This window comes from Rhodoferax sp. GW822-FHT02A01, assembly GCF_038784515.1.
Lineage (GTDB): Bacteria > Pseudomonadota > Gammaproteobacteria > Burkholderiales > Burkholderiaceae_C > Allorhodoferax.
Genome location: NZ_CP152376.1, coordinates 2,342,347 through 2,354,615, shown reverse-complemented (window position 1 = coordinate 2,354,615; position 12,269 = coordinate 2,342,347). Strand labels below are relative to the sequence as shown.

Genomic DNA, 12,269 nt, shown 5'->3' with positions numbered 1-12,269 from the left:
GGCTCCTGATGGGTCTGGGTTTAGGAAAGACTCTGCGCGCCGTGGTGCGCAAGAATGTTGTTGAACGCGGTCTTGGCCCGGTCGATGGAACCGGGGTTCTTGAGAAAACGGGCTTCGTAATGAACAGCCAGGATCAGGCCGTGGATTTCAAAGGAAATTTGTTGTGCATCGGCCTTGGCATTCAGATGCCCGCACTCCTGGGCCTGCACCACGGCACGATGCAGAGCCTCCAGCCAGGTGTGGACCGAGCTTGCCAACGCATCGCGCACGGGACCGGGCCGATCATCAAATTCCACGGCACCGCTGATGAAAATGCAGCCGGACTGGATTTCGGCGGCTACCCGTTTCATCCAGTTTCCGAACAAGGCCTGCACGCGTGGCAGACCACGGGGCTGCTGCAGGGAGGGATAGAAGATTTCCTGCTCGAAGCGGGTGAAGTATTCGCGGATGACCGAGATCTGCAGCTCTTCACGGGAGCCGAAATGGGCAAATACGCCTGACTTGCTCATCTGCGTGATTTCGGCCAAGGCACCGATGCTCAGACCCTCCAGACCAATCTGCGTGGCCAGCCCCAAGGCGGCATCGATGATGACGGCCTTGGTGTGCTGCCCTTTCTGCAGAGCCCGGCCAGATGACGTAGCGCCTCGCCCAGCGGGATGCAAGGAGGTAACGCCTGATTTGGCGGGACTGGTGGCGCTGCGCGACGCGGAACCGGATGTAGTTGCCATGGTGACTGGGGGTCGGCAGTATTTGCCAACAAAATAGAACGACCGTGCTATTTTGCAGCATTTATGCCGACCACCCAGTCGCCAGGCAAGTTCTAGATAGCCGTCTCTATTTGAGACTCGGGTTTACCCGAGCATGACGACCAGAGTGGCTTCCAGGTGCTCCGAAGGCTGACGCCTAAAACCCGAACGCACAAAGCGCTGCAAACGCCCCACTACAAACGCGGCAAGAACCGCCGCCCGCACCTGCGCGTCAACCGTGGGCGCGGTGGAGACGCCCTGCGCGCTATCGCGCAAACATTGTTTGAGCAAGGCCTCGATCTTGTCGAAGAACTGGTTCATCCGCTGCTGCAGGCGCTCGTTTTCAAAGACCAAGGCATCGCCCACCATGACTCGGGCCATGCCGGGATTCTTTTCGGCAAACTGCACCAGCATGGCAATGATGCGGGCGCACTGGCGCTCACCCACGCGGGCACCCTCGCCATGTTCCCGCTCCACAATCTGGTTGGCCAATGTGAATACCGACTGCTCGATGAACTCAATCAGTCCCTCGAACATCTGCGCCTTGCTGGCAAAGTGGCGATAGAGCGCGGCTTCACTGACATCCAGGCGCGCCGCCAGCGAAGCCGTGGTGATGCGCTCGGCGGCTGGTTGCTCCAGCATGGCGGCCAGTGCCTGCAGTATCTGGATGCGCCGCTCGCCCGGCTTGGGGCGCTTGCGCACAGGCGTGGCCGCTGCATCGAGCGTCGATTGCACGTCGTCCATTGCGTCTTCCAGTGGCGTATTGTGGTCGTCGGGCATCGTGGGTGGCAGCTAGGGGTTGGATGATTCTCGCACAGGCTCCAGCAGCAGCGTGCAGCGCAGACCCACCCCCTGATGGCCACTTTGGATCTGAAGCTGACTGTGGTGGACACGGGCGATCTCGTCTGCAATGGCCAGCCCCAATCCATTGCCATCCCCCGGCGTACCGGGCAATCGGTAAAACCGCCCGAGCATGCGGGTGCGTTCCTGCGGCGGCACACCCGGACCGTTATCTTCCACTTCCAGAAGAGCCTGCGCGTGGCCATGGCCGAAGGCCCACCGCTCGCCACAGCGCAAGGTGATATGGCCGCCAGGCTGCGTATAGCGTACGGCGTTGTCGACCAGATTGGAGAGCAATTCCCGCAACAGCCACGAATAGCCACTGACCTCGATATCCACCACCTCCAGCCCAAGATCAATGTGCTTGGCCGCGGCAGCGTCCAGGTATTCCTCCAACACCTGCTCACAGAGCCATTTCAGGCTCACCGGTTGGCGAGGCTCCTGGCTGCCACTGCGCGCATCAGCCCGCGAGAGCGCCAGCAATTGCGCGGCCAGCTGTGAGGTGCGGCGCGTGGCGTCCCGCAGCTTGCGTATCTGCTCAGCCGACAAGGTGATGGTGTCCTTGCCGGCCAGCGCCCAGGCCTCCACCTGGGCCTGCAGACCGGCCAAAGGTGTGCGCAACTGATGGGCGGCGTCGGCCACAAATCGGCGCTGCCCTTCGGCCTGTGCGTTGACCAGATCAAACAGCCGATTGAGCGAGTTCACGAGTGGACGCACTTCTTCCGGCGATCCTGCGGCATCCAGCGGGCTGAGGTCGCGCGGGGAGCGCCCCTCCACCGCATCCTTGAGCTCCAGCAACGGGCGCAACGCACGCCGCACAGCCCAGTTGACGGCAAGTACCGCGCCAATGGCCAACACCAGGTTAGGTAGCAGTACCTTGAACCACAGACGCTGGAACCACTGCATGCGCACGTCGGTTCCATCGGCCAGACGCACGGTCAGTTCGCCTGCGGCACTGAGAATGCGCTGGCTGACGATGCGATACACCACGCCCTCGTACTCTTGACTGGAAAACTCCGGCTCGTGGGTGTTGGGCGGGTAGTCACCCAACCAGGCATCACCCAGCAGGACTTTGCCGTCGGAGTTGAGCACGGCATAGGTTGCCTTGTGCGGACGCGCTTCCAGAAAGTCGGCCAGCACCGGAGAGAGCCGCAAGGCCGGGGGATCCTGCGGCGAAGTGCTGCGAATCAGGATGGAGTCTGCCAACTGCGGCACCAGTGTCAGCAGTTGACGGTCCTGTTGAATGGCGACCGAATCCGCCAACTGGTAGTCAAACCAAGTATTGATTGCCGCCAGCAACAACAAAGGAGCCAGCAGCAGCAGCAGCAGCCGTCTTTGCAGGCCGGGGCCCAGATTGACGTGCTGACTGGGGCTCAAACTGCGCCCACCTGCTCCAGACGGTAGCCAAAGCCGCGAATGGAGCGCAGGGCGATGCCATGCGGCTCCAGCTTGGCACGCAGCCGTGAGATGTAGACCTCCACCGCGTTGGGTGTGATTTCCTTGTCCCAACCGGTCAACGCTTGCAGCAGCTTGTCTTTGTTGGCGGGTTTGGGAGACTGCAGCATCAGGTACTCCATGACCGTCCACTCCCTGGGGCCCAGTTCCAGCGCAAGCCGGGAGCTCGAAGGCCCGTTGCCGTCGCGCACCACAATGCTGGCCTGGCGCAGCCCGGTATCGAGCTCCAGGGTGCCGAAGCGCAGCACTGCCGATGTGGCAGCCTGGGAGCGGCGCAGCAGGGCGCGCAGGCGCGCCAGCAGTTCTGGCAGTTCGTACGGTTTGACCATGTAGTCGTCCGCCCCGCGGTCCAGGCCCTGCACGCGATCCTGCAAGGCGTCACGCGCTGTGAGTATCAGCACTGGCATGGTGTGGCCTTGGCTGCGCAGCCACTGCGTCAGTTCCAACCCATCCATCACCGGCAAACCGATATCGATGACCGCAATGTCGAATGTGTCGCGGGCCATGACGTCCATGGCGCGTTCGGCGGTGCCCACCCAGTCCACCGCATACCCGGCGTTGGACAACCCCAGCTTGATGCCGCTGGCCACGAGCACATCGTCTTCGACGAGCAGCAGGCGCATGCGGGCTCAGTGGGAGCGGATCATGGTGCCGAAGGCCTGCTCGGTCAGAATCTCCAGCAACAGAACGTGGGGAACTCGCCCGTCAATGATGTGCACCGAGTTGACCCCGCTCTTGGCCGCATCCAGCGCACCGGAAATCTTGGGCAGCATGCCGCCGGAGATGGTGCCGTCGGCAAACAACTCATCAATGCGCCGCGCGGTGAGGTTGGTCAACAGCTGGCCTTGCTTGTCGAGCACGCCGCTGATGTTGGTCAGCATCATCAGCTTTTCGGCCTTGAGCACGGTGGCCAGCTTGGCTGCCACCACATCGGCATTGATGTTGTAGCTTTCATTGTTTTCGCCAAAACCGATCGGGCTGATGACCGGGATGAAGGCATCGTCCTGCAGGGCCTGGACCACGCTGGGGTCCACGCTGACGATGTCACCCACCTGGCCGATGTCGTGCTCGATGCTGGGGTCCGCGTTGTCCAGCATCTTGAGTTTTTGTGCGCGGATCATGCCACCGTCGCGCCCGGTCAGGCCTACGGCCTTGCCGCCAGCCTGGTTGATCAGGCCGACAATGTCCTGCTGCACCTCGCCGCCCAGGACCCACTCCACCACTTCCATGGTCTGCGCATCGGTCACGCGCATGCCCTGGATGAACTCGCCCTTCATGCCCAGACGCTTCAAGGCCTGTTCGATCTGGGGACCGCCGCCGTGCACCACCACCGGATTGATACCCACCAGCTTCAACAGCACCACGTCTTCGGCAAAGGCCTTTTGCAGGGCTGGCTCGGTCATGGCGTTGCCGCCGTATTTGATGACCATGGTCTTGCCATGGAACTTGCGGATATACGGCAGCGCCTGGGCCAGGATGTCGGCTTTGTCGCGGGGGGAAATGGCAGTTGCGTCAGACATAGTCAAAAGTCCAGATAGGAAAAATGAAGAACTGGATCAAATTGTGCCTGATCAGCATCCTGCCCGGCTCTGGTGCCGCGCGCAGGCCTAACTTGTCTGGTAACCCTGCACATGCTGCAGGAACACGGCCTTGATCGCTGGCGCGTCGTTGACGTCGGCCGCCGCCTGCAGCGTGTAGAGCACCTCCTGCAGCTCCTGCCAAGAAAGATGCGGCTCACGCGCCTTCATGATGCGCGGGTGCTCGGTAGGCTCGGGGTTGTCCCCGATCAGCAACTCCTCGTACAGCTTTTCGCCGGGACGCAGGCCGATGACTGAAATGGCTATGTCGCCGTTCGGATTGGCGGCACTGCGCTCGCTCAAGCCCGAGAGATGCAACATGCGCCGCGCCAGATCCATGATCTTGATGGGTTGCCCCATGTCCAGCACAAACACATCGCCGCCCTGCCCCATGGCACCCGCCTGCAAAACCAGTTGCGCCGCCTCCGGGATGGTCATGAAATACCGTGTGACTTCCGGATGCGTCACGGTCAGCGGCCCACCCTCGGCCAATTGTTTGCGGAACAGAGGAACCACGCTGCCACTGGACCCCAGGACATTGCCGAAACGCACCATGGAAAACAGCGTTTGCGGATGCGCCTGCGCAAAAGCCTGCAGCACCAGCTCGGCCATGCGCTTGGTGGCGCCCATGACGTTGGTAGGGCGCACCGCCTTGTCGGTGCTGATCAGCACAAAGCGATGTACCCTGGCAGCCACGGCAGCGCGCGCCATGTTCAAGGTGCCAAAGACATTGTTGCGTACACCCTCTCCAGGGTTGTCTTCCACCATGGGCACGTGCTTGTAGGCGGCCGCGTGGTAAACCGTCACCGGCTGGTAGCGATCGAATATGGCTTGCAGGCGCTCGGGATTGGCAATGCTGGCCAGCAGTGGAATAAGTTCGACCTGCGGCGCCGCGTGCGCACACAGGGCCAGCAACTCCTGGTGGATGGAATACAGGCCAAACTCGTTGTGATCCAAGAGCAGCAATTGGCGCGGCCGTTGCAGGACGATCTGGCGTGTCAGCTCGCTGCCGATGCTGCCACCGGCGCCACTTACCAACACCACCTGGCCGGTCAGATCTCGCTCCAGCAGATCGGTACGCGGCGGCACCGGTTCGCGCCCCAGGAGGTCTTCGATATCCAGTTCACGAAAGTCCTGTACGGTTACCTTTCCGGAGGTCAGGTCCGACATGCTGGGCAACGAGCGCACGTGGACCGGCAGACTTTCCAGGGAACGGATGATCTTGTTGCGGCGTTCTCGCGTGGCGTTCGGCATTGCCAGAAAGATGTCGGTGACTTTGTGGCGGGACACCAAATCTGGAATCTGCTCCGCACTGAAGATCGGTGTTCCGTTGATGATGCGGCCCACCATGGAGGCGTTGTCGTCCACAAAACCGATCAGCTTGAATTGTCCGGACAACTGCAGCGCCGACGCGGTTTGCGCACCTGCATTGCCCGCGCCATAAATCAGCAAACGGCTGCTCGCATGGCCCGAGCCCAGCAGGGGCAGACCTGCGAGCCAGAAGCGGGCCATGGCACGGCTCAGACCGACCAGTATCAGAAAGATGATCGGCTGCAGGACACCCAATGTGCGAGGAACCCCCAGCCAGCGCTGGCTCAGCAGGACGGCGGTGAGCGCCACGGAGTACAGCACCACCGCCTTGGCGGTGGCATTCAAGGCTGCCTGACCGGTATAGCGGAATATCGCCCGGTACAGGCCGAAGCGCACAAAGATGGGAATGGCCAGCAAGGGGGCCAGCAGGTACACACGCCATTGCGCGCCCACCGGCAATCCCCAGACATCCAGGCGCAAGCCGAAAGCCAGCCAAGTGGCGAGCAAGGCCAGCGCCACGTCCAACATCACTACCGTGAGTTGCTTGATGCGGCGCGGCCAGGTCAATATCCGTTGGGTTATGCGTAAGACCATTCAGTGCGTCACATTGTCACGTTTGAGAACCTTGACCGCCGTCAGCATCAATATGCGGAGGTCAAACCAGAGCGATCTTCGGTCCAGGTACTCCCGGTCAAACGCCACTTTTTGAGGAATGGGAATCTCGTCCCGTCCGTTGACCTGGGCCCAACCGGTAAGACCCGGAACAAGGCGATGCACGCCTTGTGCGGTACGCAGGGCAATCAAATCGTGCTGGTTGAACAGTGCTGGGCGTGGACCGACAAAACTCATATCGCCTTTGAGGATATTCCAAAGCTGTGGCAACTCATCCAGGCTGCTTTTGCGCAGGAACCCGCCAATGGGTGTGAGGTAGGTTGCCGGGTCGGCCAACAAGTGCGTGGCCACGGCAGGTGTGCCTACCCGCATGCTGCGGAACTTGGGCATGCGAAAAATGGTATTGTCGCGCCCCACCCGATCTGACCAGTACAGCACCGGACCTTTGGAAGTCAGGCGAACGGCAGCTGCGACAAGCAGGAACGGAATCAAAAGCACAACGCCGGCAACGCATGCCAGACAGACATCAAACAGACGCTTCATAGGTGTGAAGTATCCCCTGCCGCGCGGCGCAATCCTTCCTCCACCGAAACTGGGGGCGTCCACTGCAACACATTTCTGGCCTTGGAAATGTCTACCTGCAAGTTGCCGCACAAGCGCTCCACCGCCATGCGTTTTCCTGCAAGGGCAGCGATGGCCTGCAAAATCGAAAGGGGAAACGGAAAGACTCTGGGCTGAACACCTTGAGCGCGGGCCAGGCCTCGGATAAGGTCGGGAGTGGATTGGTCGTCGCCATCGCTCACCAAGAAAATCTCATTTGCCGCCTGGGGATGGTTGATACAGGTGACGATGAAGTCCACCAGATTGCCAAGGGAAACCATGCTTCTGCGGTTGTGTACCGAAGCCAAAGGCAGCGGCCAACGTCTGGCAACAGCCCGCATCAAGGCAGCAAAGTTGGCCTTAACGCCAGGGCCGTAGACCAGTGGCGGGCGGATGATGACTACCTCCAGCGGTGTGCTCTGGGCGATCAGCTTGAGCCCGCACTCCGCTTCAGCCTTGGACACAGCGTACGGATCCTGCGGGGCAATCGCATCCGCCTCCGTGTAGGGTTTGTTCGGGGAAGTGGCTTCGCCATTGACCTTGACAGTGCTGATGTACACCAGTCTCTTGACCCCGGCACGGGCAGCACTGCGGGCTAAATGGAGCGTTCCGTCCACATTGATCTGCCGGAACTTTTCGATCGGATTCGCATCCGTCTCATTCATGACGTGCACCCTGGCAGCCAGATGGACCACGACATCCACTTCCCTCAAGGCAGCAGACCAATCAGTTGCCGCATCCAGCCCCCCTACCGGCACCTGCACATTGCCAATGGCTTGGTCGGATCGCGTACGCAGGGCAGCCCGAACTTCGTACCGTCGCCGCATCAGTTCAGCGCACAGTTCTCGGCCAACAAACCCGCCGGCGCCAGTGACCAAGACCCTCATGGACACTGCCCCTCCTTATGACACCACATCAGCGCGCCTGGGAATTGGAAAACTTGAACCATCGTACGCGCCAGTAAACCGGAGAAAGAAAGAAGCGAACCATGCTCCTGAGATGCCAACGCAGGTACCTGAAGCTGCGGTGGCTATGGCGCTGCGCATCATGAATGACTTGCACCTGCGGGCACTGCAATACCTGATGTCCCAAGAGCCGTACACGGGCACAAATATCCACATCCTCGTAATACAGGAAGTAGCGCGAATCGAAACCGCCCAGCTTGGCAAAGACCGCTCGCGGAAAGAGCAACGCCATGCCACCCACCCAATCGGGGAAGATGGTCCGCCCTCGGACCGGGTAATCCAGATCCTTGCGCCAGCCAAGCACCCGACGAAGAATCCTCAGAGGCGTAGGAAACCTGCGGGCGCTGTCTTCTATGCAACCGTCAGGGCCTTGAACCAACGGCGCTACCACGCCAACCAGAGGATCGGCAAGACATGCTCGCAGCTCTGGAAATGGGTCGACCATCAGCCTTATGTCTGGATTCATGACGCAGAAAAACGAGCCGCGGGACAGGGCAAATGCTTGATTGTGGTTGGTTGAAAATCCTTGCTGTACGGGATTGACCTTCACTACCAGCGGAAAGGAGAAGTCCGCCTCTTCAAATAGCAAGGTCTCAGGTGTGTTGATGGTAAGTATCACCTCGAGCGGGCAACTCTTACAGAAGTGCTCCATGTCCTTCAGCAAGGCGCCGATCATCCCTGCCTGCTGATGGCTGACTATGGAAATGGATACTTCGGGTATCGGCGCTGACAAGGTATTCACCGGTCCTTTTTCTTGTAGATTGCTACCAGACAATATTGGCGAACAGTAGCAGACAGATATCGGCTTCCAAAAAGGAACGGTGTGGAGAACATCCGCAAGCATTCCCACTCCGGGTGCAAATGTTGCAGCTCCCTTTCAGAATAGAACGTCTTATGATCGCTGTCTGATGCAAAGCCACGCAACCCTGGCACTGAAATGACCAGTCCACCGCTCCCGGTGGTAACCCGAAGGCATTCGTCCAACGCGGCTCGCGGATTCTCAATGTGCTCCAGCACATTGTCCAGTACACAAACATCAAACGAGTGGTCGGCAACCGGCAGCACACCGTCCGCACCGATGAGCTTTGCATCCAGACCCTTTTCACGGCAATACGCAACTGCGTGCGGGTTGATTTCCAGACCTGTCACACGACCTGGAAAAGAACCCAAAATTCCGCTTCCCGTACCGGAGCCTACCTCCCCTATGCGTTTGCCGAAACGCCGGGCAGCCCAAAACAGTATGGGGGATGCCCAGTACCGCTTGTACAAACGCCCCAGCAAGCTGATTTGCTTGAGATGGGCAAAGTAGTCTTCGAACCTGTTTTCGGCGGGAGTCATATTTGCTGTTCCGGATTTCCAACGTTCATAGCGCTCATGGCTCGATTCACGAAGCTTTCGTGGCTCCATCCAGAACGCTCTTGAGTGCCTCCAGATACTGGTAACCATACTTCTCGTCCGGCTCCAGATAAGCCCCCTCACTCCATTCGTTCCATGCATTCAGGAAGATAAAGTCCTCTGGAAGCTGCCTCTGCGGCATTCCGGCCACCAACCGTGCGAACCACTTTTTGAACAACTCGGGGGATGCCCCGCGAAAAATGGTAGCCCTTTTCTTGTAACGGGATGCATTGTCCCAATCCACAAATGCGCCGGGATAAGTATGCAGCCCATCATGCGGCCGCACCGCGACTGCCTTTTCCCAGGCAGCCTCATAGGAATGGAACGTGAGCTCGTTCACCAGCTTGGCCCTCAATCCCCGCAGCCGATCCTGATGGCGCTCGGGCAGCGCGCGCAAAATTTGCAGCCAATACGAGCGGCGCCTGGAAGCTGCATCATATGCGGGCGAATTGATAGCCTCGAACGGTTGAAACTGGAACACACCGTCAAAACCACTCAAATGTTGTCCGCCCGGCAATTCATACTGCTTTTGAAATATGAAATACAGCCCCGGCAAACCATCCTGCATGGCCAAGTCTCGCCAAAAGGCGAGCATCTGGTCAATTCTCTCTATGTTTTGTGGCCGGTAGATGACAAATACAGGCTTGCCTGCAATCTTGATGGCACGCGGATCCTTCCACGCCCTGATCAAATAATCGTAGTGCTTCTTCCAACTGTCCTTTGAAGGTGGATGCGTCTGTTGCATCAATATGTGATGATCCCGACCATCCCACCTTCTGGACCATGTTTCGTTGGCCCACGAAAGACAGAACGGAAAATCAATTTCCGGATGATCCAGCATAAGATTGGTTGGAGTTTCCAGCAATTGCTTGCCATCAAACCAGTAGTGGTAGTGGCAAAACCCATGAACGCCATATTGCCTGGCCAGGGCCACCTGCCACTGCAAGGTCTTCAACTGGGATTGATCATAATAATTCTTATCAAGAGGTATGCGTGGCTGGCAATGTCCCGGATATTGCGGCTGACCGGATTTCACATTCTCCCAATCTGTGAATCCTTTACCCCACCACGCATCATTTTCAGGAATGCCATGAAACTGTGGGAAATAAATGGCTACTAGTTTGGCCATACTGGCACTATTCTTCAAAACGTTCCCACTTTCCACTGCTCTCGTCAAAGCACTTCAGTACCTTGGCTGGCGCACCAGCTGCCAAGGTACGTGGGGGAATGTCCTTCACCACCATGGAATTGGCCCCAACTACTGCGCCATCCCCAATAATCACAGCCCCCATTACCACCACATTGTCGCCAAGCCATACATTGGAGCCGATCACGACCGGACCATGCGAAACCAGCTTTCGGACTACGGGTGGTTCCTCAGGCCTGCTTTGGCGATCTCCTTGGTAAGAGCCGTGGTTGTGGTCGCCCACATAAACACCACGTCCAAACAGGCAATTGTCACCAATATCTATTCGGTTGATGGCGGAGATATGCAGCTGGTCAGAGGCCGAAAAGCCTTTCCCAATCACAATGGAAGGTTGGAACGTATCTCCTGCGAAGCTTCCCACTGCTTCGATCCAGGCATGACGATGAATATAGGCACCTACTCCGATGCGAATGCTCCGTGAGCCGTAAATCTTGGCACCGGCACCGACATAGGACTTCTTCCAACCCATCATGGCAGCCAACGCGCGGCCACGAATCTGATCGCTTATCTTGTACAGCAGAAAGCGCAACGCCGCGATTGGGCGCTCACGACTGGCGGCGGTAATGAGTCGGGTAAACACGTCAGTGCATTTTTCCAGCAGAACCGGAGGAATGGGATATCCCGTCCATCATCTGCTTGATTGCATACTTGAGGACCAGGATTGGGAACCGCAGATAGTACTTCATCCAAAGTGCATGGTGCCCGGGATAGTGTTTTCTGAATTTTTTCTCCTTGCCTGCGAAGGAAAAAAAAGACCCGTATCCGAGCACTGACTTGACATGCCAAGGCAGTATAAATTCCAGCAGTAGCCGCTTTTTTTCAAGAGAAAAAATTGCATCCGACAGCATCTGCCGATCACGATACTCCTGCAGGATAGACAAATAGTTATCCATAAACACACCGAGAAAATCGTACCCGCCTTTGGCAGCTGTCATGAGCGAACGAAATAGTGGACGATCATCTATTACTGCATACCCTTTTTTGGCGGCCATACGCAGAAGCACATCAACTTGTAGCAACTGCTTCGAAGACATTCTATTGAAATCATCTAGATTATCAAAATCACACTTCCAGATTCCAAACCCACCAATCCAGGTACTCCAGTAGGAAACTCTGGAAACAAACGATTCGAAGTCCTGAAAAGTAGCTACACCGATGCAGCCCAGAAGCCCATTGGAGAAAAACATGACCGGGCGCCTAGCTTCGTGCATATCGATTTCAGAAATCATCGAATCAAGCGAGTTACTCTTGTGGCTGAGCGTATCGTTATTCAGTTTGAGAAACGTCCCTCTCCCCATGGACAAGGCCTCTTGGAAATTGCGATCCGAAATATTGCTTGTAGTTTTTCGGTAGAAAACCTTATTTTTGAACTTTGAAACGTAGCGCTCAACCACTTCCCGCGTGGAGTCCTCAGAACAATTGTCCGACACCACTATTTCAACATCATTTGAATGGATGAATCTATCTTGACTCACAATTGATTCAATTGTCTTATCAAGCTCCGTCGCCCGGTTGAAGGTTGGAATGCAAATGGACAATTTACACATTTTGATGCAGGCAA

At 57.8% G+C, this 12,269-nt stretch carries 13 protein-coding genes; all 13 read right to left on the bottom strand.

The window, feature by feature from the left end; genetic code table 11:
- Positions 1-20: 20 nt before the first annotated feature.
- Complete coding sequence (locus AAGF34_RS11030) at positions 21-728, bottom strand: TetR/AcrR family transcriptional regulator (RefSeq protein WP_342620648.1); 708 nt, start codon at positions 726-728, stop codon at positions 21-23.
- 123 nt (positions 729-851) lie between these two features.
- Complete coding sequence (gene slmA / locus AAGF34_RS11025) at positions 852-1,490, bottom strand: nucleoid occlusion factor SlmA (protein ID WP_342621079.1); 639 nt, start codon at positions 1,488-1,490, stop codon at positions 852-854.
- A gap of 48 nt (positions 1,491-1,538) precedes the next feature.
- The gene (locus AAGF34_RS11020; protein WP_342621078.1) at positions 1,539-2,939 is read right to left on the bottom strand and encodes an ATP-binding protein; all 1,401 of its coding nucleotides are present in this window, start codon (positions 2,937-2,939) and stop codon (positions 1,539-1,541) included.
- Between the two features lie 20 nt (positions 2,940-2,959).
- The gene (locus AAGF34_RS11015) at positions 2,960-3,664 is read right to left on the bottom strand and encodes a response regulator transcription factor (protein WP_342620647.1); all 705 of its coding nucleotides are present in this window, start codon (positions 3,662-3,664) and stop codon (positions 2,960-2,962) included.
- Positions 3,665-3,670: 6 nt separating this feature from the next.
- Positions 3,671-4,561: an acetylglutamate kinase gene (gene argB, locus AAGF34_RS11010; protein WP_342620646.1), complete on the bottom strand. Its 891-nt coding sequence runs from the start codon at positions 4,559-4,561 to the stop codon at positions 3,671-3,673.
- Positions 4,562-4,648: 87 nt separating this feature from the next.
- Entirely contained in the window at positions 4,649-6,523 is a 1,875-nt protein-coding gene (locus AAGF34_RS11005; protein WP_342620645.1) for a nucleoside-diphosphate sugar epimerase/dehydratase, read from the bottom strand.
- Entirely contained in the window at positions 6,524-7,084 is a 561-nt protein-coding gene (locus tag AAGF34_RS11000; protein WP_342620644.1) for a sugar transferase, read from the bottom strand. It abuts the gene before it with no gap.
- Positions 7,081-8,028 (bottom strand): SDR family oxidoreductase, encoded by a 948-nt coding sequence (locus AAGF34_RS10995; RefSeq protein ID WP_342621077.1) that lies wholly within the window; start codon positions 8,026-8,028, stop codon positions 7,081-7,083. Before AAGF34_RS10995 ends, AAGF34_RS11000 begins: the two co-directional genes overlap by 4 nt.
- A gap of 28 nt (positions 8,029-8,056) precedes the next feature.
- Positions 8,057-8,848, bottom strand: coding sequence for a glycosyltransferase family 2 protein (locus AAGF34_RS10990; RefSeq protein WP_342620643.1), 792 nt, complete (start codon positions 8,846-8,848; stop codon positions 8,057-8,059).
- Positions 8,845-9,444, bottom strand: coding sequence for a class I SAM-dependent methyltransferase (locus AAGF34_RS10985; protein ID WP_342620642.1), 600 nt, complete (start codon positions 9,442-9,444; stop codon positions 8,845-8,847). The genes AAGF34_RS10990 and AAGF34_RS10985 overlap by 4 nt, the downstream gene beginning before the upstream one ends.
- 46 nt (positions 9,445-9,490) lie before the next feature.
- The gene (locus AAGF34_RS10980; protein ID WP_342620641.1) at positions 9,491-10,630 is read right to left on the bottom strand and encodes a glycoside hydrolase family 99-like domain-containing protein; all 1,140 of its coding nucleotides are present in this window, start codon (positions 10,628-10,630) and stop codon (positions 9,491-9,493) included.
- A 7-nt stretch (positions 10,631-10,637) separates the two neighbouring features.
- Positions 10,638-11,288, bottom strand: coding sequence for an acyltransferase (locus AAGF34_RS10975; RefSeq protein ID WP_342620640.1), 651 nt, complete (start codon positions 11,286-11,288; stop codon positions 10,638-10,640).
- Position 11,289: 1 nt separating this feature from the next.
- Positions 11,290-12,255, bottom strand: coding sequence for a glycosyltransferase family 2 protein (locus tag AAGF34_RS10970; protein WP_342620639.1), 966 nt, complete (start codon positions 12,253-12,255; stop codon positions 11,290-11,292).
- Positions 12,256-12,269 lie beyond the last annotated feature (14 nt).

Bases quoted from the DNA above. Each gene is read 5' to 3' on its own strand.
- AAGF34_RS10985 (WP_342620642.1), bottom strand. From the start codon at position 9,444: ATGACTCCCGCCGAAAACAGGTTCGAAGACTACTTTGCCCATCTCAAG.
- AAGF34_RS10970 (WP_342620639.1), bottom strand. From the start codon at position 12,255: ATGTGTAAATTGTCCATTTGCATTCCAACCTTCAACCGGGCGACGGAG.
- slmA (WP_342621079.1), bottom strand. From the start codon at position 1,490: ATGGACGACGTGCAATCGACGCTCGATGCAGCGGCCACGCCTGTGCGC.
- AAGF34_RS10995 (WP_342621077.1), bottom strand. From the start codon at position 8,028: ATGAGGGTCTTGGTCACTGGCGCCGGCGGGTTTGTTGGCCGAGAACTG.
- argB (WP_342620646.1), bottom strand. From the start codon at position 4,561: ATGTCTGACGCAACTGCCATTTCCCCCCGCGACAAAGCCGACATCCTG.
- AAGF34_RS11005 (WP_342620645.1), bottom strand. From the start codon at position 6,523: ATGGTCTTACGCATAACCCAACGGATATTGACCTGGCCGCGCCGCATC.
- AAGF34_RS11000 (WP_342620644.1), bottom strand. From the start codon at position 7,084: ATGAAGCGTCTGTTTGATGTCTGTCTGGCATGCGTTGCCGGCGTTGTG.
- AAGF34_RS11015 (WP_342620647.1), bottom strand. From the start codon at position 3,664: ATGCGCCTGCTGCTCGTCGAAGACGATGTGCTCGTGGCCAGCGGCATC.
- AAGF34_RS11030 (WP_342620648.1), bottom strand. From the start codon at position 728: ATGGCAACTACATCCGGTTCCGCGTCGCGCAGCGCCACCAGTCCCGCC.
- AAGF34_RS10980 (WP_342620641.1), bottom strand. From the start codon at position 10,630: ATGGCCAAACTAGTAGCCATTTATTTCCCACAGTTTCATGGCATTCCT.